Here is a 24304-nt window from a genome sequence, read left to right on the forward strand (position 1 = left end):
TGTTAAAAAATTTAAATTTATTGACTTATATATTTTGGATTATTCAACGCCTCTTTTATAATGACCTCTTGTATAATTTTTAAAATCTCCTGGCCACTCTTTGCTAATATAATTTGTAAGAACTTCAATAGTTTCATCATAACTTTCTTCTATAAAATCTAATCTAAATGAAGTAATTTTATTCTTTTTAATTTCCTCAATACTAGGTATCAAGTTAACAGGAACATTATTGTAGATATAACTTCTACAATATTTGTCAGTATTTATACTAAACTCTATACCTTTTCTATCTTTAAGTGTATAAGATCCTTTACTACAATTACCTAGGCAAGTTTTATTTTCACTCTTGTCGCCAAAAACGCTACCAATAGCGCAATACTCGCTAACCATAAGTTCATATTTTCCGTATACCATAATTTGAAGTGGAAGCGAACTTTTATATGCAATTTTTTTTATTTCTGCTGCATTTAATTCAGCACTAATACAAGTTCCAGCAAGGAAATCTTTATAAAAATCTCCTGCATAACTATTAAAAATATTTAATTTATAATCACCAATAACCATTGTTCTTTTATTAAATCTACTAATTATTCCTAAATTAGCAGTTATAATACCTTTTATATTACATAGATTATTTTCTATAAACTCACAAACACTTTCAAATTCACCCTTAATAATATTAGGAACCTTAATGTAAATATTTACATCCTTTATATTTAGGTCCATTGTGCATCCACGCATAAAAGGATTTATAGCAATATTATTAAATCCCATTTGTGTTGCAGCCTTTAATTGCGAAGTCGTTGAAACTACAATGAGAGTTTCAGGCATGATTTTATCTTTTTCCTGTGTTACTTCTATCTCTTTATTATCTTCTTGTAGTGCAAGTCCTTTATTATAATTAATCTGTGTATTAGTATTCTCTCGTTTATATTTTTCTATTATAAAATTTTGCACAGACTCCACTAATTCTCGCCTTACTAAATTTAATGAGGACATTTTCATAAATCCATCCTGGAAGCTTTCAAAAGTCACCTCATTTATTAAAAAAGGTGTATCCCCTGTTTTGGATAAACTCTTAATTACTCGTTCTTTATCTAGTGGCTTATTTATCGCTTCTTGAACAAGTTCTCCTATCATTTCAAAAGTTCTACCAAGATAATTCGTACTAATTCTTAGAGGTTTATTCACACTAAATTCTATTAAAAGATTTATTCCAATTTTCCTTCTATATTTATCACTATAACTTTCTGCGAGCTTATTCATTAATAAAACATCTGTTATTTTATATAAGAAGTCTCCAGATTTAAATTTAGTTGGTTTTAATAAAACCCTATCACCTTTTAGTGCAACTTCTACATCTACTCCATCCTTTATAATTTTAGATATTGTAAAGCCATCCTCAAGGAACATTACACCATCTTTTAAAGCAACATCTTCTAAAAGTGTTACCATTAAATCACTTCCGGCTATACCAATTGGAATTCCAGAATTTTTAGGAACTTTGTATGCCATCATATCTTTTCCTTTATTACCATACAAATACGCCTTTGAAAATCCTTCTCTGTTAAATAATTGAGTTAAGACTTTAGTATCCTTATCTAATTTTTGTATCTTATTATTATTATAAATATTATTAAGCGCACGTCTATATATTTCCACTGTACCTGCAACATATTCTGCTCTTTTCATTCTTCCTTCAATTTTAAGTGAGGATGTACCACTTGCAACTATGTCTTTTAAACTATCTAGTGTGCAAGTATCCTTAGGGCTTAAAAGATATGCTTTATGTTCTTTGTTATTAGCCTTATCTATCAGCGTATATGGTAATCTACATGGTTGGGCACATCTGCCTCTATTTCCACTTCTACCGCCAATAATGCTACTCATAAGACACTGTCCTGAATAACATATACATAAAGCTCCATGAACAAAAACTTCTGTTTCCACATTTAAAGTATTAGATATATAATCAATTTCTTCTAAACTAAGCTCCCTTGACAAAACTATTCTTTTAAACCCAATCTTCTTTAAAAATAAGGCAGCTTCTCCATTGTGAACAGTCATTTGCGTTGACGCATGCAATTCAAAATCCGGAAAATTGTTTCTTATCAAATATATTAACCCAGTATCTTGGACAAGCAAGGCATCAACTCCAATGCTATATAAAAATCCTACATACTCCATAACTTCTTTTAATTCATTATCCTTTGCTAGCGTATTTAAAGTAACATATACGCGTACCCCATAAATATGGCAATAATCTACTGCAAGAGTTATATTTTCTTCATCAAAATTAGAAGCATAAGCTCTTGCCGAGAACTTACTCCCTCCCATATAAATTGCGTCTGCTCCCATTTGCACTGCTGCATATACACTTTCCATACTGCCAGCAGGTGCTAATAATTCAATCTTCTTCATTTGCATCTCTCCTAATAAGTCTTCTATATCCTATTATACAATAAATGTCGCAATTAATTAAGTCATTAAAAAATTTTACATTAATATAACCGTCTATTTTCATGTTTTATGATAATGGACACAACAAAAATAATGGAATATAATTAAAAATAGACTAACTTACTTCTTATTTATTATTTGAGAAAGCTTAGTACAAAAAATTGCTAATGGAGATATGAATATGACGATAAAAAATAATATTAGAAATATTGGAATAGTAGCTCATGTAGATGCTGGTAAAACAACTTTAACCGAGCAACTACTTTACCAAAGTGGTTCTAGCAGGATTCTAGGTAGCGTAGATAAGGGTACAACCCATACAGATTCTTTAGCTATGGAAAAACAAAGAGGTATTTCAGTTAAGGCTGCTGAAACAGATTTCACTTACAAAGGAACTAATGTACATGTTATAGATACTCCCGGTCATATTGATTTTAGTTCTGAAGTAGAAAGAAGTATAGGCGTTCTTGATGGAGCTATAGTTGTATTATCATCTGTCGAAGGAGTCCAACCTCAAACAGAGGTATATTTTAATGCTTTAAAAGAATTAAATACACCTTCAATATTTTTTATAAACAAACTTGACCGTATAGGAGCATCTCCCTATAAAACTATTAAAGATATGAAAAAGCTTCTAACTAATAAACTTATACCACTACAATTAGTTTATGAAGAAAACAACGAATTTATTGTTAAGAACATGTTTGACAATGTAGATTTCGCAAAAAATATATTAGACATAAAAGATGAATCCTTTAAACAATTACTTGAAGATATAATAGACATACTGGGTAATAATAATGAGGAAATTTTAAATCAATTCTTTGGCGAGACTTTAACCCTAGGAATGTTAAAAAATGAGATAACATTGCAAGCAAATAGTGGCCAAATTTACCCTGTGCTATATGGCATAGCACTGAGAGGTGAAGGAATTAAAGACTTGCTTAACAGCATAGTAGAATATCTCCCAGGACCTGAGAATTTAGATGATTTAGGACTCTCAGCCCTTGTATATAAAATATCTCATAACAAAACCTTAGGTACAATAGCTCATATAAAAATATTTAGTGGATCAATATCTACTAGAGATGATATTCTAAATGTAACTACAAACAAAAGAGAAAAGATTACTATGATTAAAAAAGTGGTCAATCAAAAATCAATTGATGTATCATCCGCAAGCAGCAGTGATTTGGTAATGGTGAGTGGCTTAAATTGTAGTACCTATGATATCCTTGGAAGCAAAACTCATATTCCGACTCTTAAAACTATCGCAACGCCTCTTCTCACACTAAGAATTTATTCGAAAGTTCAGGAAGACTATGTAACTTTGGTTGAAGCTTTAACAATACTTCAAGAGGAAGATCCTCTTCTTAACATGGAATGGATAAAAGAGAAAAAAGAAATTCATCTTAGAATTATGGGTAAAATTCAAATTGAATATATTGAAGATATTTTAATGGAAAGATTTAATGTGCAAGTTACTTTTGGTCCCCCCTCTGTTATCTACAGAGAAACTCCTATAACAAGCGGCTATGGTGAATCGCGTTACACTATGCCTAAACCCTGCTGGGCTATAGTTGAATTCTTAATTGAGCCACTTCCAAAAGGAAGTGGACTTATTTATGAATCAAAGGTTCGAACTGAAAAGGTAAAAATAAAATATCAAAGAGAAATAGAAGATAATCTCGATAAAATTTTAAGTCAAGGCATTTACGGTTGGCCAGTTACGGATTTAAAAATAACCTTCACTAGTGGTGAAGACCATGTTATGCATTCACGTTCAGGTGACTTTGCCGCATCCTCTGCAATGGGGATCATGAGAGGCCTACGTGAGATAGGCACTACCCTACTTGAGCCCATAATTAATTTTAGAATTACAGTACCTGAGAATGTAGGTGGAAGAGTTTTAAACGATATTATAAAAATGCGTGGTAGCTTTGAAACACCATTTATACATAACGACACATTTACAATAGAGGGTAAAATGCCTGTATCTACTTCCCTTGAATATCCCAGTAACCTTAGTAAAATCGCTTCCGGAAAAGCAATAATCACAACCGGTTTTTCAGGTTATGAACCCTGCTCCTTAGAAATAGGAGCCACAAGGGAAAGAATTGGTGTAAACCCACTAGATAGAGCTAAATTTATACTCTCTGTTAGAAATGCATTATAAAAATACTCATTTTTGAAGAAAAATCACAAATATAATTTGCAAGTAACAATACCAAATATTTGCAATATGTATTTACGTCCTGTACAATTAAATAATGTCATAATTGTAAAAATAAAGGATGATAATCTATGAAAGAAAAAAAGTCAGTTATTGCATTTTTAATTATTACGTTTATGTTGAGTAGTATCATCTATGTTATTTGGATTATGGGCGGAGAGGCGGCTACCAGATCAGGAATATCTGTATTATTGATGTGGTGTCCAGCAGTTGCTACATTTATTGTGTGTAGAAAATATTATAAAAAAGAAAATTTACTTGGATTGAATAAATGTAAGTTATCTTTCATCTTAACTGCAATTATTGTACCCATGGTATATTTGGGTTTGTCCTATGGTACCTATTGGTTGATAAACAAAGAATCATTTACAGGTGATTTAAACATATTCTCTTCGGTTTCTTCATCATATACAAATAAATTAAGTCATCGTTCGGTGGTAACAGTTATTACTCTTGTTATAGGGATTTTCACATCAATTATAACTGCTACTGGAGAAGAAATCGGTTGGCGAGGCTTCCTTCTGCCACAATTGACAAAAATTTGGAATGTTAAGGTAGCGGTTATTGTCAGTGGACTAATTTGGGCTCTATGGCATATGCCAATTATGATCGCGGGATTATATCTTCCAGGAACGCCGCTATGGTTTAAATTGCCTATGTTTGTGATTGAAGTAATTGCCATAACAGTAATTATGTCAGTTTTGAGATTAAAATCCAAGAGTGTCTGGCCTGCCATTTTACTTCATGCAAGTCATAACTATTTCGATCAGGCTATCTTTGGGACGTTAACTAACAGCATTAACAAGTCTTATTATGTGGGAGAAACGGGTATAATTACGGTCATAGTATCGATACTGGTTGCAATCATCACGGTAATGCTTTTTAGAAAAACAATGCCAGACATGAGCCAGTCCATTTATAGATGATTTTGTACCCAATACTTGAATATTCTACTATACTCCCTAAACAATTTCTAATTGTTTAGTCTTTGATAATTTTTTCGTATATTATGCTAACAAAATTGTATGTTGCGTAAAATGCATTGAATAAGCTCTAGTAATTCTTAATTTATTTTATCTATATATGCGTAAAAAAACACGCATGTTTGAGCGTAAGCGAGTTTGCGTGTTTTAGCAGATGTAGATAAAATAAATTTTAGAATTTCTAAGCGAAATGAGTGCATTGGAGCAATATACAATTCTCGTTATAGCATAACAATAGAAACATTTTAATTAAGAATTTCTAGATAAATTTTGTATAAATCATTGGTTAGTTTATCGTAGTTAAAATTTTCATTAACATAATTTTTCAGCTTATTATCCTTTCGTTTTTCAAATCCACTCTTTACTGCACTTAGTATACTATTATTATCATAGGGGTCACAATAAAAAGCCATTTCTTTAAAATATTCTTTTGCACACCCCCCCTTAGTTGAAACAATATTGCACCCACTTGCCGCTGCTTCAAGAGATGATAAACCAGGCATTCCTACAAAACTTGGATTTACGTGCACCTTTGCAAATCTATATGCATTGTATACATTATAATTATCCATAAATCCTAAATAGACTACATTCTTAAAATTAGTACATTCTTTAAGATACTCATTGTCGTTTACATTTCCTATTAAAACTAATTGTTTTCCAAGCTCTGCACATATTTTACATAAAGCAAGTTGATTTTTGCTTTCGCTTATTCTTCCAACACATAAAACATAATTATTTAAATTATATCTCTCTTTAAAATCATATAAAGGTATATCATCATTTTCTACTTCTACACCAGTGTATATAACTTCATTATATACACTAACGTGAAATTCACTCTTAATAAGCTCCTTTTCTAATTCACTATTACAAATAATAGCTTTACTCCTTTTTAAAATCTCCTCTTTATAACTGCTACACTTTTCATATAACTTCATACTTTCAACCTCATTGTTTATCATATGATATTTTTTCATATCCCAGTGCATAGGAGAAATCACTAAGCTTTTTTTATAAAACTGTGCAATCTTGTAATATCTATATGTTTCCCCTGCGGTGTCAATGTTAAATAAATGTACTATATCATAACTAGAATAATCATATATTCCACCATCATTTATATCTACAGTTACCCCTAATTTACGCAAATACTCAGCTGTTTTAATCACTTTCATAGAATCCACTGCAAAATTTCTATAATAATCTTGTCTAACGCACAATAGAACTTTCATTAGGCATTTCCCCCTATCTCTTGCTACTTTTACAATATAACTATGCTAATACATATCTATTTATCACCTTTTAACAAACATGTTTAATATATTTGATCCATTTTCTATACTTTTATTTATATACTATTAGTTTATACTGTAAAAGTTTCTATATAGTTATGAAAGTTTATTATGTTAATATAATTAAATAACAAATCTATGCCTCAGACACAATAAAAACACCTATAATATCTATAGATGTTTTATCATAATAAATAATGCCTATTGAATTATGCCTAATATAATCCAATAATTTTCCACCATACTAAACCTCCACCAATCCATATAATAAAGTATACTATTCCAAGAATAAAGTTTAAACTCCACCATTTATTCTGACTTACATAACCTGAACCAAAAAGAATAGGTGCAGGACCACTACTATAATGAGTTGTTGAAGCAAATAGATTTCCAAATACTCCTAAACTTATAGCTGCAAGCATAGGTGGAACTCCTCCTGCTATTGCAACTCCAAGAAATGCTGAATACATAGCACTTACATGTGCTGTTGAACTTGCAAAAATATAGTGACTATAGAAATAAGCTAAAAGTAGAACAATTAAAATAATAGGCCAACTAAATCCCTTTACATTTTGTCCAATTGCATTACTAAGCCATGGTATTAGCCCAAGTTTATTAAGCTGAGTTGCCATCATAACAAGTACAGAGAACCACATGAGTGTATCCCAAGCTCCCTTTTCACTTTTTACATCATCCCAAGTTAGAACTTCGGTAGTTAAAAGAAGAGAAAGGCCAATAAATGCTGTAAGTGTTGCATCTATATTAGTTATAGTTCCTGTTACCCATAAAAGAAGTACTATAACAAATATTAATGCCATAAATTTTTCACTTCTTTTAAGAGGTCCCATTTCTTTTAGAGCATCCTTTGCAAATTTTGGTGCATTAGGTGTACTTTTAATTTCTGGCGCATATAGTTTATAAATTATAAGAGGTATTAATATAAGAGAAATAACACCTGGAACAACAGCCGCTATAAACCAACCAAGCCAAGTAATTTGAACTCCAAAAGTTGCAGCAAGACTCTGAGCTAATGGATTAGCTGCCATTGCTGTCATAAACATTGCAGAAGTTATAATATCTCCATGAAATTCACAGAATATAAGAAAAGATCCTATTTTCCTTTCAGTTCCATCCTCAGGTTTCGAACCAAAAGCTTCCGAAAGAGATTTTATGATAGGATAAATTATTCCACCTGCTCTTGCTGTGTTACTTGGAGTAGCAGGTGCTATTACAAGATCACAGAAAATAATTGAATAACAAAGCCCAAGGGTCTTTTTCCCGAATGATTTTACAAATAGATAAGCGACTCTTGTTCCGAGACCTGTTTTTATGAAACCTCTCGAAATAAAGAATGCCATAACTATAAGCCATATACTACTATTGCCAAAACCTTCAATTGCAATTTTGGTAGTTACAGTTCCCGTTAGAATTGATACAGTTAATCCTATTATAGACAACGCTCCAATTGGAAACGGTTTTAAAATACATCCTACGATTGTTGCAACAAAAATTGCAAGCATGTGCCAGGCCTGAGGTTTAACTCCAATAGGTGCTGGTATAAACCATATAATAATACCTACGATAATTGCTATTAAAAACTTAATATACTTTTCAGAATATAACGAATTACTAGAACTTTTTGTCATAATTAAAGCTCCCTTATTTTACTTATTTGTAAATATTTTGGCTTCCGTATCTTAATTTATAAGGGGGGCTTGTACTTAATTAATACGCCCCCCTATTTAATTTTACTAGGTTATTTTGCTATTCTATTTTTGATATTTTTTTCTTTCTGTCTCATAAAGATTATTACCTTCACTGTCTATTACAACAACGGCCGGGAAATCTACTACCGTAAGTTTCCTAACGGCTTCTGGACCCAAATCTTCAAAAGCAATAATTTCACATTCTTTTATTGATTTAGAAATGAGAGCTCCAGCTCCTCCTATTGCAGCAAAATAAATAGCGCCATTTTTCTTCATTGAATCTACTACAGTTTTGCTTCTAAGTCCTTTTCCAATCATTCCAGTAAGACCTAGTTCAAGAAGTGGAACAGTCAAATCATCCATTCTATAACTAGTAGTTGGACCAGCAGACCCTATTACATTTCCAGGTTTAGTTGGAGCAGGTCCTACATAATATATAATAGCATCTTTTGGATCAAAAGGTAATTTTTCACCATTGTTAATTGCATCTACTAACCTTTGATGAGCTGCATCTCTTCCTGTATACATAGTTCCTGATATTAAGACACTATCTCCTGATTTTAAATCCTTTAACTTCTCCTGTGTTAATGGAGTAGTTATATGTTTGATTTCCATTTTTACCCCTCCCTATATTATTGTTATTGCATGTCTTGCAACATGACAATTAATATTTACTGCCACTGGTAATCCAGCAATATGTGTTGCAAAAGCTTCCACATTAACGGCAAGGGCTGTAGTATTTCCACCTAGTCCTTGAGGTCCTATTCCTAGTGCATTAATTTTTTCTAATAAAGTTAACTCAATTTCTTTTAAATGCTCAGTTTTATTATGACTACCAATATCTCTTGTTAAAGCTTTCTTAGCAAGATACATTGCTTTATCTGATGTACCTCCAATCCCAACACCTACAACAATAGGTGGACATGGATTTGGACCTGCAAGTGAAACCGCTTCTACAACAAAATCAAGTACACCAGCTAGCCCATCTGATGGTTTAAGCATTTTTAATCTACTCATATTTTCACTACCAAAACCTTTTGGTGCTAATGTTACTTTGACTTTATCACCTGGCACAATATCATAATAGATTACAGCAGGAGTATTATCTCCTGTGTTTTTTCGTTTTAAAGGATCTTCTACAACGGATTTTCTTAAATATCCTTCTTTATATCCACGTCGTACTCCTTCATTAATGGCATCTGTAATATTTCCACCTATTAACTCAACTTCTTGACCTACTTCTACAAATACTACAGCCATACCTGTATCCTGACAAATTGGAACTTGATCATTTTTCGCAATTTCAGCATTTTTAAGTAAATTACTTATTATATCTTTTCCTACAGGAGATGTTTCTTCCTTTTCGGCTTTGTGAAAGGCGCATAATACGTCTTCTCCCACATAAAAATTAGTTTTAATACTCATGTCTTTTAAAGCATTTTCAATTTCTTTTACATCAACTTTACGCATGAACCAACAACTCCTTCCATTTTTTTAATTCTCTAAGCAACGGTCTATTTTTTTTATATCATCTTCTTTCAAACTATATTACATTTAGTTTGATTATTTATTATTTTCTCTTCCATGAGTATAATGAGGTAACAACATAGGAGAGATTTTATCTGTAATTATACCATTTTTGCAAAGACTCTTGTGGTATTTTTTAACATGGTTAAGACTAAGTTCCTTTACATTAACATTTTTACAATTTTGGCCCGCATGTGACCCTGCTCTACGTCCAAAAACAATAATATCTAATAATGAATTACCCATTAACCTATTACTACCGTGGATTCCCCCTGAAGCTTCTCCTGCCACATAAAGGTTTTCTACCTTAGTTTGACCATTTTCATCAATTAAAAGTCCTCCATTTTGATAATGGAGTGTTGGATATACGAGAATTGGATCTATTCTCATATCAATACCAAATTTTTGATACATTCTTAGCATTGCTGGAAGTCTTTTTTCAATTGTTCCTTCACCATTAATTAATTCTATTAAAGGAGTATCTAGCCATATGCCTTTTTCACCTGCAGCTGTATCAATACCTTTATTTCTTATATGGCATTCTCTAATTAATGCAGATGTTTCCACATCTCTGGTTTCAAGATGGTAAGTAAATTGCTCACCATCAATATTTAGAGGTGTCGCCCCTAAACTACGAACCTTCTCCGTAACAAGTGCTCCAAAAATTTGTGGAGGATATGCTACTCCTGTAGGGTGATACTGCACAGCATCTGCGAAAATGAGTTCAGCTCCTGCTCTATATCCAAGTACTAACCCATCTGCTGTAGCACCATAATGATTTGTTGTAGGAAAACCTTGATAATGAAGTCGTCCGGCACCTCCTGTGGTTATAATAACAGTTTTAGCTCTTGCTATTAGATATTCCTCTGTTTCTATATTAAATAATACAGCTCCAGCAGCTTTGCCATCCTTGTCTAGGATTATCTCCACAGCAGGTGAGAATTCTACCACTTCGATACCTTTGTTAATAACTTCATCCCTAAGGACACGCATGATTTCAGCTCCTGAATAGTCGGCAGCAGCATGCATTCTTTTTCTTGAAGTTCCACCTCCATGAGTAGTGACCATAGTACCATCTTTTTCTTTATCAAACATTACTCCAAGTTCATTCAACCATTTTATTGCTCCTGGAGCATCCATTACAAGAGCATTAACAAGTTCTTTTTTATTTGTAAAATGTCCGCCTCCCATTACATCCATGTAATGTTTTGCAGGAGAATCATCTGGCTTATCTGCAGCCTGTATTCCACCTTCAGCCATCATCGTATTGGCATCACCAAAACGTAATTTTGTGGCAATCAATACATTGGCTCCTGTTTTGTGGGCTTCTAGAGCTGCTGATGCTCCAGCTCCTCCTCCACCTATTATCAAAACATCTACATCATAATCTACTTTAGTTAAATCCATATCTAAATTTTGAAGTCTGCTTTTAGCTTCAATAAGTTCTGCAAGTTGTAATGGAACCTTAGATCCTTTGCTCGGTCCAACACTTAGATTTTTGAACTCTTCTTCCTTATAATCCGGATAATTTTCCTTTAATATATCTTCCTTTTCCTTAGCACTCATCCTCGGAAACTGGACTCCTAGTCTTTGCTCACGTGTGGCCTCTACCTTCTTTATTAGCACCCTCATTTCTGCTGTATACATTAAAATACCTCCCTGGTAAACCTATATTTTATGAGATTTATTGGTGCTCTTTACTTTGTAATATCTCTTGTGTTATATAATCCCTTTAATTCATCTATACTTTTAATCATTAATTCTTTCATTGAATCATCATAAGTGCCATCTTGAATCTCTTTCACTCTTTTTGTCAAATCTTCTGTTTCAGGAGCAATGTATTTGCCTGTAAGTCTTCGAGCAAGCATAGCTACTTGATAATGAGTTATACCTGCAGGGCATCTAGAAGCACAGATTCCGCACATAACACAGTCAAAAGATTCATGAGCACATTTCTCAATATCTCCTCTTTGAGCACTGGCAATATACTGCATAACATTAAGACCTTGTGGACACCCCTTAGTACATGAATTACAACCAATACAGCTATATATTTCAGGATAAAGTTTCATCATTGTATCAGCTGTTGGCGCTAGTTCATTCATATCATAAGTTCTTTTGTCTCCAGGGAAAAATGGCAATTGAGTAAGATACATACCATCTTCGACCTTAGTTTGACATGCTAAACATACCTTTAATTCATTCTTGCCTTTAATTCTATATATTGTGGAACAAGCACCGCAAAAGCCGCCCCTACATCCACATCCTCTTACTAATTTGTACCCTGCATACTCCATCGAATCCATAATTGTAAGGCTTGAAGGTACAGAATATTTTTTATTTAATATATATATTTCCACCATTTCTTTGTTGGACATTTTATATGCCTCCTTTATCCCAAATCTTTAATGGGATGGTTTTAACTGATTTATTATTAATATTCATCAGGAAGTTCATCTATTTCATCGCATCTAAATACTGGACCATCTTTACACACATATTTATCTCCAATATTACAACGTCCACATTTTCCTACGCCGCATTTCATCTTTAATTCTAAAGTTGTGTATACTTGATCCTTCTTAAATCCTATTTCCATAAGTGTTTGAAGAGTATATTTAATCATGATAGGTGGCCCACATAACAAGGCTACTTTATTTGTATCAAATCCAATTTCTTTAACATAAGATGGAACAAATCCTACATGTCCTTCCCACCCTTCGGCTTCTCTATCAACAGTTAAATGAACCTCTGTATTAATCATTGATGGCCAGTTTTCAAAGATGTCCTTTTGAAAGACAAGATCTTCAGGTGATCTTGATCCATATAGAATATCTACCTTCCCATAATTTTCTCTATTATCCATTACATAGTTTATAACAGAACGAATAGGTGCTAAACCTATACCACCACCGATGAAAAGAAGGTCTTTTCCTTTTAGTTCATCATTAACAGGAAAATTATTTCCATAGGGTCCTCTTATTCCGATTTCACTACCTACCTCTAAACCATGTAGATATTCTGTAACCACACCACATCTTTTTACACTAAACTCCATATAATCTTTTTGCGTTGGAGAAGAAGTGATTGAGAAAATAGCTTCTCCAAGTGGAGGAACCGAAATCATTGCACATTGACCTGGCATATGTTCAAATGGTTTTCCACCACCAGGTTTTGTAACTCTAAAAGTAGTTACATCATGTGTATCTTTTCTAACATCAATTATCTCTGCTATTTCTGGTATTAAAGGGTTCACATGTTCATGTTCATTACAAGTACAACTCATTTTATTCACCACCCAACTTTTTAATTACTTTAACAATATCCAAGTGAACTGGACATTTTTCAACGCACCTTCCACATCCAACACAAGCATATGCACCCTCATTATTATTGGGATAATAAACAAGCTTATGCATGAAACGTTGCCTAAATCTTTCCTTTTGCGTTTTTCTGATATTTCCATGTGCCATAAGAGTAAAATCCGAGAACATACATGAATCCCAGCAACGGAATCTTTCTCCAGATGTATCCCCTTTAAAGTCAGAAATATCATAACAATGACAAGTAGGACATACATAAGTACATGAACCACATCCTAAGCACCTCTGACTAAGTTCTCCCCAAATTTCAGATTCAAATAGATCATTAAGCTCACCTTTTATTTTTTTAGGGTCTAGGTTTGCTAAAGGAAGCTCTTTTAACTTATCATTTGTAGCCTCTTGTAATGCATTTAATTCACTTTCATCCTGCTCAGTAACATCTTCTAAAATATCCTTTAGTTGCTTTGTTAAGTTTTCACCCCTTTGAGTTTGTGGATCCCAAAGTATGCTATCCCCAATATCCCATGTGTTAACATCTACTTCTTTCGAAGTTGTTTGTGGCTCAATTCCAAATGAACTACAAAAGCAAGTTTGTGCAGGATTAAAACAGGCCATGGAAACTATAGTTCCTTTTTCTCGCCTTTCTTCGTATAAAGCATCTACTGGATCACTGAGAAATACATTATCAAGTAGCTTAAAGCTCCTTGCATCGCAATGCCTTACTCCAAATAATACATACTCCTCTTTTTTTCCGCCTACATTGTCTAGTTCAAGTTTCTTTCCGTCCCTTTTAAACTTTAAGTAGGTTTCACTTTGTGGGAAAATAAAACTTTTTGGTGAAATATTAGTTTTCAGTTTTTCTACATTCACCGTATCTCCTTGTTTCCACATATCAAAGTTTACTTTTCCATCCACTTCAATAGGCAAAAACAGTTCATAAGATTCATCAATTTTACTAAAAAGATCCGAAAACTTATTCTTTAATATTTTCTTCATCATTTTTTCCCACCTCCGTGTGATGTAAATGAATCACTATCATCCAGTTTAAACATTCCGATTGGGGCTTGTTTAGTTGGATCTACTCCCGCATCATATTCACCATAAAGTTCATTTATATCTTTCATTATTTTGCTATTTAATAGGTAAAGTGGTATATTTGCTGGACATACTCTGCTACATTCTCCACAGTCCACGCAACGACCACCAACGTGGTAAGCCCTAATAATGTGATAAAACTGTTCTTCGCTTTCTACATTTGCTTTACCTGATACGTCCACCTTATCGTTGTCAAAAATACATTTTACGCAACTACATGCAGGACATATATTACGACAAGCATTACATCTTATGCATTTTGAAAATTGAGTTGCCCAAAAATCAGATCTTTCTTTATCAGTTAGAGATTCAAGTTTTTCTACCTCTTTAAATCGTTCTAACGGGTCAACTTCTCTAGTTACCGCATCCGACATTAACTGGTCATACACTACAGGATTAGGTCGTCTACATCTAATGCATTTATCATATTCAAATTCCTTTGAGGTAACCTTCTTTTCACCATCTTTTTTTACAAATATGATATCATCCCCAGATCTTTTAACACTTAAAAGGCCTTTATCTAATCCTTCTTTTTTTACTTTTTCTGGGTCAATCATCCCAGGACAACCTATTCCATAAACAACAACCTTGCTTCGATCTACTCTGTTATCATTTATAAGTTGGTTAAATCCAAGGGAATCGCATCCTTTTAAAAATATACCTACTTTTTTACTATCTTTTAATTCATTAAGCAAATATTTACTTAGATTATTAACGCAGAAACAATCCCATATTAAAGAATCTACTTTATCAACATCTGTAATAAATACGGGATAAGAATCATCAAATGTATCTCCCTTTTCCCAGCCTATAATCTTTTCTACTTCCCCATTTTCTAGGGCTAATTTTGCGGTTTCTCTTATTTTTTGTGTTATCTTATCCATCTTTCATCCCTCAACTTTCTATTAGGGCCAAGTTTATGAACTTTCTCTAATACGTCATTCATAACGCTTGAAAATTTTTGTCCCTCGGCTGCTGAAATCCAATCCACTCTAAAACGTTCTTTTTCTATCCCCATAAATACAAGCAAATTTGTCAAAATTGAAAAACGACGTCTTGTATGATAGTTTCCACTTGTATAATGACAATCCCCTGGATGACAACCGGCAATTACTACACCGTCAGCCCCATGTTGGAATGCACGAAGTATAAAGTTTTCACTTACTCTACATGAGCATGGAACCCTAATAATTTTAACATTGGCAGGATAAGCTAATCTGCTTGTCCCCGCTAAATCTGCTCCTGCATAACTACACCAGTTACAACAAAAAGCTACAATTAAGGGTTCAAATTCACTTTTATCTATCCCCTCGATTTTTTCGGCTTCTATCGACATATTGCATCCACCTCCGCTAAAATCTGTTTATTAGTAAATCCTTTAAGATCAATGGCACCAGGACGACAAGCCACAGTACATCCACCACATCCTTGACAAAGTGCTTCATTTACACTTGCAACTATTTTATTAATTATATTTCCATTCTCTTTAACTTCAATTGTTTTTGATGAAATTGCATCATATGGACATATTTTAGTACACGCAAGGCATCCACTACAAATTGATTCATCTACTTCTGAAACGCAAGGATTATTAACCAATTTATCCTTACTTAATACGCCAATTACCTTTGCTGCTGCAGCACTTGCTTGTGCTACTGTCTCTGGTATATCCTTTGGCCCTTGGCATGCTCCTGCTAGAAATATTCCTGCAGAATGAGTCTCAACAGGACGAAGTTTTGGATGAGCCTCTGTAAAGAAATTATTTGTATCTGTACTTATGCCTAATATTCTTTTAATTGTAGTTACATCATCTTTGGCCTTAGTTGCCGCAGCGAGCACTACTATATCTGCATCAATTTGAACTGTCTCTCCAGTCGAAGCATCAATAGCATTAACTTGAAGATTCTCTCCATTTGGAAAAACTTTACCAACCATTCCTTTAATATAATGAACACCATATTCTTCAACAGCTCTTCTCTGGAACTCTTCAAAGTTTTTTCCCGGTGTACGAACATCAATATAAAAAACATAGGCTTCCATATCAGGATAATGATCCTTAAGTAACATTGCATGTTTTGCTGTGTACATACAACAAATTTTTGAACAATAAGGTTTACCCCTTAAGGTCTTGTCCCTTGATCCAACACATTGTATAAACACTACTTTCTTAGGCACTCTTTGGTCAGATGGACATAATAGATGACCCGCTGTTGGACCTGCAGCATTTGTTAATCTCTCAAATTCAAGAGATGTAATTACATCCGGATGTTGACCATACTGGTATTCTCCAAATTTATCTAAACTTATAAGATCATAACCTGTGGATACCACTATAGCACCATATTGTTTTGTTATTTTAGTATCAACCTGAGCAAAATCAACAGCGCCCGCTGTACATACTTTTTCGCAAATTCCACATTTTCCTGTTTTAAACTTGATACAATGTTCTCTATCTATAACAGGTACGTTTGGAACCGCCTGAGCGAAAGGCATATAAATGGCCCCTCTATTTCTTAATCCTTCATTAAACTCACTTTTAGCTTTTTTCGAAGGACATTTTTCAGTACAGACACCACAACCAGTACACTTATCCATATTTATACTTCGTGCCTTTTGGTTAATGGTTGCTTCAAAGTTTCCCACATATCCTTTAACCGCCTCAATCTCGCTGTATGTATATAATGTTATATTTTCATGAGATGCGGCATCTACCATTTTGGGTGTCAAAATACAGGCAGAACAATCGAGTGTTGGGAAAGTTTTATCAAGTTGAGACATCTTACCACCAATACTTGGTGACTTCTCAATGATATCAACTTGATAACCAGCCTCAGCAATATCAAGAGCCGTTTGAATTCCTGCTATTCCTCCACCAATAACAAGTGCCCTTTTCGTTACATCTATTTGACCTGGTGTAAGTTCACTATTTAATGTAGCTTTAGCCACTGCAGCCCTAACAAGAGCTATGGCTTTAGGCGTTCCAATCTCTTTATCCTTATGAATCCAAGAACAATGTTCTCGAATATTAGCAACTTCTAATAAATATGGGTTTAAACCTGCTGCCTTAGCCGCTTTTCTAAATGTTGCCTCATGCATTCTAGGTGAACATGATGCTACCACAACTCTATCTAATTTTTGATCTTTTATCGCATTCTTGATCAAATTCTGACCTACTTCGGAACACATATATTGATAGTCTTTAGCATATACAACTCCAGGCATTTTTTGTGCTTCTTCTATGACTTTATCAATGTCTACGGTAGCTGCTATATTACTTCCACACCAACAAACAAAAACTCCAATTTTCTGCAATTTGATTCCTCCTTTAAAAATAATAGTTTCATTATTTTAATGTAAAAATTATTTATTGTATTTTCTAAATACACTTACTATTGCCTGTTGTGGCATTTTATCATCTATTTTTTTAATAACATCTTCAGCTTTTATTCTATTTTCTCCTGAACGCCTAATAACTATAAGTCTCACTGCCTCTAAAACGTTTGCAATATCTATATCTCTAGGACAACGCTCAGAACATGTAAAACATGAAGCACAAGACCAAATCGTTTTACTTTCTATAACCTTTTCTAGTTCTCCTGTCTGAAGTAATCTTATGACCTGATGAGGTAGAATATCCATACCTTCACTAGCAGGGCAACTTGCTGAACATTTTCCACACTGGATGCAATCTTGTATCCTCTGCCCACTAATTTGAGAAATTTGCTCTAACTCTTTTGATCTTTTGCCTGAATATATTTTCACTCTTTTCATTACACTATCTCCTCCTATCTTATTTAACACCTAAAGCTTCTGCTAAAAGTTCTGTGAAATAGGTAATAGATAGTTTATCTTTTGCCCCATCATTACTAATTTCTAGGTTATATTTACAAAGGGGGCATGCAGTAACAATTTCTTCTGCACCATTTTTTACAGCGGATTGTATTATATTATCTGTCATTTTGTTTACAAGATCCTTCTGTTCTAAACAAAGGTACCCTCCACAACATTCCGTTCTATATGGATATATAACTGGAATACCTCCTATTGCTGTTATAAAATCTTCTATAATAGAAGGATTTTCTGGATCATCAAAATTCATGGTACTACTTGGACGAAGGAGCAAACAACCATAATATGCGCCAATTTTACGATTAGTAAGAGGATTCGTAACTTTTTTAGCTAGTTCATCAAATCCTATTTCATCTCTAAGTACCTCTAGATAGTGAAGAACTTGTGTCTCACCCTCGTATTCTTTTGGCAAGTCTAAATAATTGTTAACCTTGGATTTTATATCCTCTTTGCTCCTCATATCTTCATTTACTCTTTTAATCACATGATGACATGCTGCACATAAAGTGACTAGCTTTTCACCTTTATCCCTTGCTGATGCTAGGCTCCGTACAGCGGATAATTTAGTAGCTATTTCATCAGTGGCCATTGGATATACCGCACCACAACATTGCCACTCTTTTTGCTCTTCTAGCTCAAATCCCAAGACTTTTGCAGAATCTAGTGCATACTTTTCTAATTCCTGAGCTTTCGTCTTTAACGTACAACCTGGATAATAACTATACTTCATATTTTTCATCTAGACTTTTAAACAAATGTATAAGTCTAGATTTGCACCTCCCTTCAATTTATTAATATTTTAATACTAGTTAGTAAAAAATGTTTCTATTATCTGTTAATGTTTATTTCTTAAAAATGATGAAGTTTCACTTAACTTCTTGTTAAAATTATAACATGTACCATTCTAAATTTAAAATACCATTAAACTATGATATAATAGTATTTGCCTATCATAAAGAAACAACTTATAAATTTACTATAACAAAGTATTTCTTTTCTTAATTTTATTGCTATATCTACACTTATCAACAAATAAATATTTTATTGTATTTTTTAATATTGTATAATTTAATTTAATTTTTGTTAAAATTATAACGGTTTCTATTATAATCTTAGAAACATTAATCAACTATAGTTTCATATTTTAAATCTATAATTAGGAGGCAGCGTTATGGAATTAAGACAGTTACAATATTTTCAGATGGTTTGTCAATTAAATAGTATTACACAAGCTGCAAAAAAACTTTACGTAACCCAACCATCCATTACCAATTCCATTAAGAATTTAGAAAAAGAACTGTCCTGTGTACTCTTTGATAGATCTAAAAAGCAACTTTTTCCCACAGTTGAAGGAAAAGTTTTTTTAAAGAGAGTAGATGAGATTTTAAAATTAGTAGACAATGCCACTACAGAAATGAAGGATTACGAGGATCTTAAAAAGGGCATACTTACAATAGGCATCCCTCCAATGATTGGTACCTTTATATTTCCTATAGTTTTTATTAAATTCAAACAATTATATCCAAATATTAAACTAAATATTATAGAATATGGATCTATTGAAACAAGACAAATGATAGAAAATGGAGACTTGGATTTGGGTCTTATTATAGGTGACGCAGGTAATAATATACTAGCTTCCTTGCCTATTTTAGATAGCGAACTCTTAGTTTGCTTAAAAAAAGAACATCCCCTAAGAAAAAAGTCAACTATTACATTTGAAGATATTAAAAACGAACCTATTATCCTACTAAAAGAAGGCTTCTACATAAGGGAGAAGGTATTAGATCGTTTTAAAGAAAAGCATATTCAGCCTAATGTTATTTTATCATCCAACCACTTAGAAACCGTCAAAGGACTTATTACAAACGGGGTCGGCATATCTTTTTTATTAAAGGAAATTGTTGAAGATAATGATAAAATAACAAAAATTCCATTATGTAATACTATTCCTATAAAAATTGCTCTCGTTTGGAGGAAAAATTGTTGTTTATCCACTGTTTCAAAAGTATTTATAGATTTCTTAAATGCAAATCCCCTAACCACTCCTGAGAATTTAGATTAAGTTAATAATTTTCTTATTTAAAATATACATAAAAAGCGTATCCTAAAAATTCACTTTTATATTCGGACAAAAATGCCTCAAAATAGAAATCACTTTCTATTTTGAGGCAACCAATTAATCTAAAATTTCTAAGCTTGTAATTTCCAAATGTATTCTCCTAATTTATTGATATATCCAATCCTTTTACCTATTTCAACCCTTGCAATTCCCTGGGTAAATTCATAGGCTTCTTCAAAAATTGGGTCTATAATTATTTCACCTAAACAATCTATATAACCCCACAAATCTCCTATTTGAGCAGCAATTAAACCCTCACTTATAATATCTATATCTTCAAAATTTGTTGGTATTGTAATATTACCACTTTTATCAATACAACCATATTTTTCATTTTCACAAATTACAGCTATACCTTCATAAAATTTACCTGCCCACTCAAATTCTGGTTTTATAATAATATCTCCCGCGTTATCTATGTACCCGTATTTTTCTCTTATCTCAACTGCTGCCAATCCTTCATTGAACTGGTCGCAAACATTATATCGTAGCGGTATAATTATTTCTCCACTTTTGTTTATATACCCATACTTTCCCTTAGAACAAACTGATGCTATTCCACTGTAAAATTCATTAGCATAATCATAAATTGCATCTATTATAACTTTGCCATCCTTATCTATATATGCTATTTTACCACCTATTTGAACTGCTGCTAATCCCTCACTATAATCGTTAGCATCTAAATATTTTGGTGGCACTATTTCTGTACCTTCACTATCTATGTACCCCCACATATACCCACTCTTTACTGCAGCTCTTCCTTCAATAAAGAAATTAGCTTCCTCATATTTAGGTTCAACTATAAGTTTTCCACTTAAATTAATATACCCATTTTTATGACCTACTTTTATTGCGGCAAGCCCTTCATTAAATGGCATAACTTCATCATACTTAGGCTCTATGACAAACTCTCCAGCCTTATTTATAAAGCCATACTTGTTATCTATACCCACTATCGCTAAGTCCCCTTCAAACTCCTGAGCATAATTAAATTTATTTTCTATAACTACATTACCTTCTCTATTTATGTACCCATATCTTTTCTTAAATTTCACAGGATATAAATTATTCTCATTGTTCATAACTAAAACTTCCTTTCACTTTTTGAATACTAATTCAAAAATTAACTAAATATAATATCATTATACACTGAACTAGTTTAAATAAGTAATTATATTACTATAAAATAATGCTCACAGGGCAATGATCTGACCCTATAACGTCATTTAAAATAGATGCTTCCTTCAGCTCGCCTAATAAGTCCTTTGTTATAAAAAAGTAGTCAAGACGCCACCCTGCATTTTTTTCCCTAGCCTTAAATCTGTAACTCCACCAAGAATATTTTACTTCTTCTGCATGAAGATATCTAAAAGTATCAACGTAACCATGAGATATAAATTTATCCATCCACGCCCGCTCTATTGGTAAGAAACCTGAATATTTTTCATTTGCCTTTGGATTTTTAAGATCAATAACATTATGAGCGGTATTATAATCCCCACAAATAATTAGCTTTTTTCCATTTTTTCTTAACTTTTCACAGTAAGCTAGTAATTCATCATAAAATTCCATTTTATAATTTAATCTATCCTCATCCTTTTGACCATTAGGAAAATATATATTAAAAAGTGTGAAATTTTCAAATTCCGCTATTAATATTCGTCCTTCACTATCAAATTTTTCTATTCCAATCCCTCTCATAATAGATATTGGTTTTTGCTTAGTGTATATAGCTACTCCACTATAACCTTTCTTCTGCGCACAACAAAAATATGAATAATACCCTTCTATATTTTTAAGCTCATCGCTTATTTGATCCTCTTGAATTTTTGTTTCTTGCAAACATAAAACCTCTGGTTGCTCACTCTCGACCCATTCAATAAATCCTTTATTTTTTATGGCTCTTATACCATTTACATTCCATGAATAAATTTTCATAAAAACACCTTCCTCGTAAAGTTATTTAATACATGTAAGTTACCTATATATTTATCATTTACTGTTTTTTATCAAGTATGTAAAACTCTTAATATTAATATATCATATTATTGAGTAAATAAAATTACCTTTTGTAATTATTGCTTAAAATATGTCCTATTACTATCACCCTTATAGTTAAATCAGAATACTATTATATTGAAGGGGATGTTATTCATGGATTATAGAGAAAAATATACTGGAAATAAAGAGAAATTTTACTTTTTTTTAAAAGATGAAGTTATAAGATTATTCAAAGACAAGCTCAAAATAGATGGAGCTCTTGTTAACATACCAGATGATGAAGAATTGAATTACCAATTTAAACTTGATAGTGATGAAAATTATGGTGATTTTACAATTAAAGTTACATGGGGACAAAAGCCAAAACAAACTAAAGCATTAGAAGAAGATATCAATATAAGTTCTGCTGATGAATTTGAAGAAAAGACCAATATAAATTCTGATGATGCATTAAAAGAAGATACCAATATAAACTCTGATGGAATGAAAATAACTACTGATGTAAGCTTTGATTATGAGCCATTTGAACTTTAATAAATACTAAATTAACACTCCCTGGGGATATTTTGTATGACTTTTCTTTTCCTAAACATTTCTTAAGACTCCTCAGGGTTTTATATATAAATTTCAAGATTGATATTGTTTATATTATTCATTGTTATAAGGAGGTCACATTGTGGAACAAGAAAATATAAATTTAATATTATCTCAATATAATATTAATATTGTTGATATAAAACAACAATCTGATAAAGGTAAGAAGGCCATCTGGTGGATAAAAACTACCGACGGTGATAAAGTCTTAAAAAAACACTCCTGCTCATCTAAAACCCTCGAATTCATACTCTCAGCTGTTGAGCACTTAAAAAACAGAGAGGTTAACTTATCTAATATTATTAAAACAAAAACCAATAATAGTTATATAAAAGGAGTTAATTGCTGTTACGTTTTAAGTGATGCTATTATCGGTAATACTCCAAATGAGGACAAACCTCAAGAATTAAAAATGATAGTCGAAGAGCTAGCAAGGTTCCATTACGCTTCTAGAGGTTTTGAATTTCCTGATGATTGCAAGCCAAGGTTACATCTAGGCCTTCAAAAAGAAGAATTTGAAGGTCAAATGATTAAATTAAAAGGTTTTTATGATACCGAAATGTCTATTGCTAAACATTCAGAATTCGGACAAATTATTTTATCACAGTTTCCTTATTTTTACAAAAGAATGCAATTAGCAATAGCTGAAAATGAGAAATCAGGATATGCCAGTTGGGCCCTTGAGACTAAAAATACAAATTGCCTTTGTCATCAAGATTTTACTGCTAGTAATCTTATTCTTACTAGTTCTAAAGAAATATTTGTTTTAGATATAGATTCTATTACTATAGATTTACCTACTAGAGATATAAGAAAATTTTTAAATAAGATCATGAAAAAGAAAGGCCAATGGGATTTAAAATTAACATCACAGATATTACAATGGTACAATGCCATAAATCCACTAGAACACTGGAAATGGCAGGTACTAAAAGAATCATTAATTTTCCCTCATCTTTTTGTAGGCATAATGAGCAAATATTATGAAAAAAGAGAAATCAGTTGGCCTGAGGCTAGATATATTGAAAGATTAAAAGGAATGATTAAAATAGAAAAATCTATTGGACCTATTTTGCAAGATTTCGAAAGAATTATTCCTTAATAAATTATTAA

The 24304-nt window shown here is 32.5% G+C and carries 21 protein-coding genes; 5 read left to right on the forward strand and 16 right to left on the reverse strand.

The window, feature by feature from the left end; all coding sequences use genetic code 11:
* Nucleotides 1-39 precede the first annotated feature (39 nt).
* The gene (locus A7L45_RS12400) at nucleotides 40-2421 is read right to left on the reverse strand and encodes a U32 family peptidase (protein WP_071613074.1); all 2382 of its coding nucleotides are present in this window, start codon (nucleotides 2419-2421) and stop codon (nucleotides 40-42) included.
* 220 nt (nucleotides 2422-2641) lie between these two features.
* Here A7L45_RS12400 and A7L45_RS12405 point away from each other — a divergent pair, with 220 nt between their 5' ends.
* Entirely contained in the window at nucleotides 2642-4636 is a 1995-nt protein-coding gene (locus A7L45_RS12405) for an elongation factor G (protein ID WP_071613075.1), read from the forward strand.
* Nucleotides 4637-4842: 206 nt separating this feature from the next.
* On the forward strand, nucleotides 4843-5619 hold the full coding sequence (locus A7L45_RS12410) for a CPBP family intramembrane glutamic endopeptidase (RefSeq protein ID WP_207647731.1): 777 nt from the start codon (nucleotides 4843-4845) through the stop codon (nucleotides 5617-5619).
* A gap of 302 nt (nucleotides 5620-5921) precedes the next feature.
* On the opposite strand, the gene A7L45_RS12415 is transcribed toward A7L45_RS12410, so the two are convergent.
* The 13 genes from A7L45_RS12415 to A7L45_RS12475 all read right to left on the reverse strand — a co-directional run bounded on the left by A7L45_RS12415 (nucleotide 5922) and on the right by A7L45_RS12475 (nucleotide 19210).
* Nucleotides 5922-6911: a glycosyltransferase family 4 protein gene (locus A7L45_RS12415; protein WP_071613077.1), complete on the reverse strand. Its 990-nt coding sequence runs from the start codon at nucleotides 6909-6911 to the stop codon at nucleotides 5922-5924.
* A gap of 275 nt (nucleotides 6912-7186) precedes the next feature.
* The gene (locus tag A7L45_RS12420; protein ID WP_071613078.1) at nucleotides 7187-8617 is read right to left on the reverse strand and encodes an anion permease; all 1431 of its coding nucleotides are present in this window, start codon (nucleotides 8615-8617) and stop codon (nucleotides 7187-7189) included.
* Between the two features lie 123 nt (nucleotides 8618-8740).
* Nucleotides 8741-9292 (reverse strand): Fe-S-containing hydro-lyase, encoded by a 552-nt coding sequence (locus A7L45_RS12425; protein ID WP_071613079.1) that lies wholly within the window; start codon nucleotides 9290-9292, stop codon nucleotides 8741-8743.
* Between the two features lie 12 nt (nucleotides 9293-9304).
* Nucleotides 9305-10147 (reverse strand): fumarate hydratase, encoded by an 843-nt coding sequence (locus A7L45_RS12430; protein ID WP_071613080.1) that lies wholly within the window; start codon nucleotides 10145-10147, stop codon nucleotides 9305-9307.
* A gap of 93 nt (nucleotides 10148-10240) precedes the next feature.
* Nucleotides 10241-11851: an FAD-dependent oxidoreductase gene (locus A7L45_RS12435; RefSeq protein ID WP_071613081.1), complete on the reverse strand. Its 1611-nt coding sequence runs from the start codon at nucleotides 11849-11851 to the stop codon at nucleotides 10241-10243.
* Nucleotides 11852-11901: 50 nt separating this feature from the next.
* Nucleotides 11902-12582 (reverse strand): 4Fe-4S dicluster domain-containing protein, encoded by a 681-nt coding sequence (locus A7L45_RS12440; RefSeq protein WP_071613082.1) that lies wholly within the window; start codon nucleotides 12580-12582, stop codon nucleotides 11902-11904.
* Nucleotides 12583-12638: 56 nt separating this feature from the next.
* On the reverse strand, nucleotides 12639-13490 hold the full coding sequence (locus A7L45_RS12445; RefSeq protein ID WP_071613083.1) for an FAD/NAD(P)-binding protein: 852 nt from the start codon (nucleotides 13488-13490) through the stop codon (nucleotides 12639-12641).
* Nucleotide 13491: 1 nt separating this feature from the next.
* Nucleotides 13492-14526, reverse strand: a complete 1035-nt coding sequence (locus A7L45_RS12450; RefSeq protein ID WP_224616947.1) for a 4Fe-4S dicluster domain-containing protein — start codon at nucleotides 14524-14526, stop codon at nucleotides 13492-13494.
* Nucleotides 14523-15506, reverse strand: coding sequence for a 4Fe-4S dicluster domain-containing protein (locus A7L45_RS12455; protein ID WP_071613084.1), 984 nt, complete (start codon nucleotides 15504-15506; stop codon nucleotides 14523-14525). The genes A7L45_RS12450 and A7L45_RS12455 overlap by 4 nt, the downstream gene beginning before the upstream one ends.
* Nucleotides 15494-15958: a hydrogenase iron-sulfur subunit gene (locus tag A7L45_RS12460; protein WP_071613085.1), complete on the reverse strand. Its 465-nt coding sequence runs from the start codon at nucleotides 15956-15958 to the stop codon at nucleotides 15494-15496. The genes A7L45_RS12455 and A7L45_RS12460 overlap by 13 nt, the downstream gene beginning before the upstream one ends.
* The gene (locus A7L45_RS12465) at nucleotides 15949-17934 is read right to left on the reverse strand and encodes a CoB--CoM heterodisulfide reductase iron-sulfur subunit A family protein (protein ID WP_071613086.1); all 1986 of its coding nucleotides are present in this window, start codon (nucleotides 17932-17934) and stop codon (nucleotides 15949-15951) included. Before A7L45_RS12465 ends, A7L45_RS12460 begins: the two co-directional genes overlap by 10 nt.
* A 48-nt stretch (nucleotides 17935-17982) precedes the next feature.
* Nucleotides 17983-18393, reverse strand: coding sequence for a 4Fe-4S dicluster domain-containing protein (locus A7L45_RS12470; protein ID WP_071613087.1), 411 nt, complete (start codon nucleotides 18391-18393; stop codon nucleotides 17983-17985).
* A gap of 19 nt (nucleotides 18394-18412) precedes the next feature.
* Nucleotides 18413-19210: a CoB--CoM heterodisulfide reductase iron-sulfur subunit B family protein gene (locus A7L45_RS12475; RefSeq protein WP_338132986.1), complete on the reverse strand. Its 798-nt coding sequence runs from the start codon at nucleotides 19208-19210 to the stop codon at nucleotides 18413-18415.
* Nucleotides 19211-19642: 432 nt separating this feature from the next.
* Between A7L45_RS12475 and A7L45_RS12480 the strand changes: the two genes are divergently transcribed.
* Nucleotides 19643-20536 (forward strand): LysR family transcriptional regulator, encoded by an 894-nt coding sequence (locus A7L45_RS12480; protein WP_071613088.1) that lies wholly within the window; start codon nucleotides 19643-19645, stop codon nucleotides 20534-20536.
* Nucleotides 20537-20664: 128 nt separating this feature from the next.
* On the opposite strand, the gene A7L45_RS12485 is transcribed toward A7L45_RS12480, so the two are convergent.
* A complete protein-coding gene (locus tag A7L45_RS12485) occupies nucleotides 20665-21678 on the reverse strand; it encodes a WG repeat-containing protein (protein WP_071613089.1) in 1014 nt (337 codons plus the stop codon).
* Nucleotides 21679-21775: 97 nt separating this feature from the next.
* The gene (locus tag A7L45_RS12490; RefSeq protein WP_071613090.1) at nucleotides 21776-22534 is read right to left on the reverse strand and encodes an exodeoxyribonuclease III; all 759 of its coding nucleotides are present in this window, start codon (nucleotides 22532-22534) and stop codon (nucleotides 21776-21778) included.
* 216 nt (nucleotides 22535-22750) lie between these two features.
* Between A7L45_RS12490 and A7L45_RS12495 the strand changes: the two genes are divergently transcribed.
* Nucleotides 22751-23131: a hypothetical protein gene (locus A7L45_RS12495; RefSeq protein ID WP_071613091.1), complete on the forward strand. Its 381-nt coding sequence runs from the start codon at nucleotides 22751-22753 to the stop codon at nucleotides 23129-23131.
* Nucleotides 23132-23273: 142 nt separating this feature from the next.
* Nucleotides 23274-24293 carry a CotS family spore coat protein gene (locus A7L45_RS12500; RefSeq protein WP_169829594.1) on the forward strand — a complete coding sequence of 340 codons (1020 nt, stop codon included), beginning with the start codon at nucleotides 23274-23276 and terminating at the stop codon, nucleotides 24291-24293.
* Nucleotides 24294-24304: the final 11 nt, after the last annotated feature.

The organism is Clostridium estertheticum subsp. estertheticum, assembly GCF_001877035.1.
Taxonomy (GTDB): domain Bacteria; phylum Bacillota; class Clostridia; order Clostridiales; family Clostridiaceae; genus Clostridium_AD; species Clostridium_AD estertheticum.

Coding starts and splice junctions, on each gene's coding strand:
- A7L45_RS12400 (WP_071613074.1), bottom strand. CDS start 2,421: ATGAAGAAGATTGAATTATTAGCACCTGCTGGCAGTATGGAAAGTGTA.
- A7L45_RS12405 (WP_071613075.1), top strand. CDS start 2,642: ATGACGATAAAAAATAATATTAGAAATATTGGAATAGTAGCTCATGTA.
- A7L45_RS12410 (WP_207647731.1), top strand. CDS start 4,843: ATGGGCGGAGAGGCGGCTACCAGATCAGGAATATCTGTATTATTGATG.
- A7L45_RS12415 (WP_071613077.1), bottom strand. CDS start 6,911: ATGAAAGTTCTATTGTGCGTTAGACAAGATTATTATAGAAATTTTGCA.
- A7L45_RS12420 (WP_071613078.1), bottom strand. CDS start 8,617: ATGACAAAAAGTTCTAGTAATTCGTTATATTCTGAAAAGTATATTAAG.
- A7L45_RS12425 (WP_071613079.1), bottom strand. CDS start 9,292: ATGGAAATCAAACATATAACTACTCCATTAACACAGGAGAAGTTAAAG.
- A7L45_RS12430 (WP_071613080.1), bottom strand. CDS start 10,147: ATGCGTAAAGTTGATGTAAAAGAAATTGAAAATGCTTTAAAAGACATG.
- A7L45_RS12435 (WP_071613081.1), bottom strand. CDS start 11,851: ATGTATACAGCAGAAATGAGGGTGCTAATAAAGAAGGTAGAGGCCACA.
- A7L45_RS12440 (WP_071613082.1), bottom strand. CDS start 12,582: ATGTCCAACAAAGAAATGGTGGAAATATATATATTAAATAAAAAATAT.
- A7L45_RS12445 (WP_071613083.1), bottom strand. CDS start 13,490: ATGAGTTGTACTTGTAATGAACATGAACATGTGAACCCTTTAATACCA.
- A7L45_RS12450 (WP_224616947.1), bottom strand. CDS start 14,526: ATGATGAAGAAAATATTAAAGAATAAGTTTTCGGATCTTTTTAGTAAA.
- A7L45_RS12455 (WP_071613084.1), bottom strand. CDS start 15,506: ATGGATAAGATAACACAAAAAATAAGAGAAACCGCAAAATTAGCCCTA.
- A7L45_RS12460 (WP_071613085.1), bottom strand. CDS start 15,958: ATGTCGATAGAAGCCGAAAAAATCGAGGGGATAGATAAAAGTGAATTT.
- A7L45_RS12470 (WP_071613087.1), bottom strand. CDS start 18,393: ATGAAAAGAGTGAAAATATATTCAGGCAAAAGATCAAAAGAGTTAGAG.
- A7L45_RS12475 (WP_338132986.1), bottom strand. CDS start 19,210: ATGAAAAATATGAAGTATAGTTATTATCCAGGTTGTACGTTAAAGACG.
- A7L45_RS12480 (WP_071613088.1), top strand. CDS start 19,643: ATGGAATTAAGACAGTTACAATATTTTCAGATGGTTTGTCAATTAAAT.
- A7L45_RS12485 (WP_071613089.1), bottom strand. CDS start 21,678: ATGAACAATGAGAATAATTTATATCCTGTGAAATTTAAGAAAAGATAT.
- A7L45_RS12490 (WP_071613090.1), bottom strand. CDS start 22,534: ATGAAAATTTATTCATGGAATGTAAATGGTATAAGAGCCATAAAAAAT.
- A7L45_RS12495 (WP_071613091.1), top strand. CDS start 22,751: ATGGATTATAGAGAAAAATATACTGGAAATAAAGAGAAATTTTACTTT.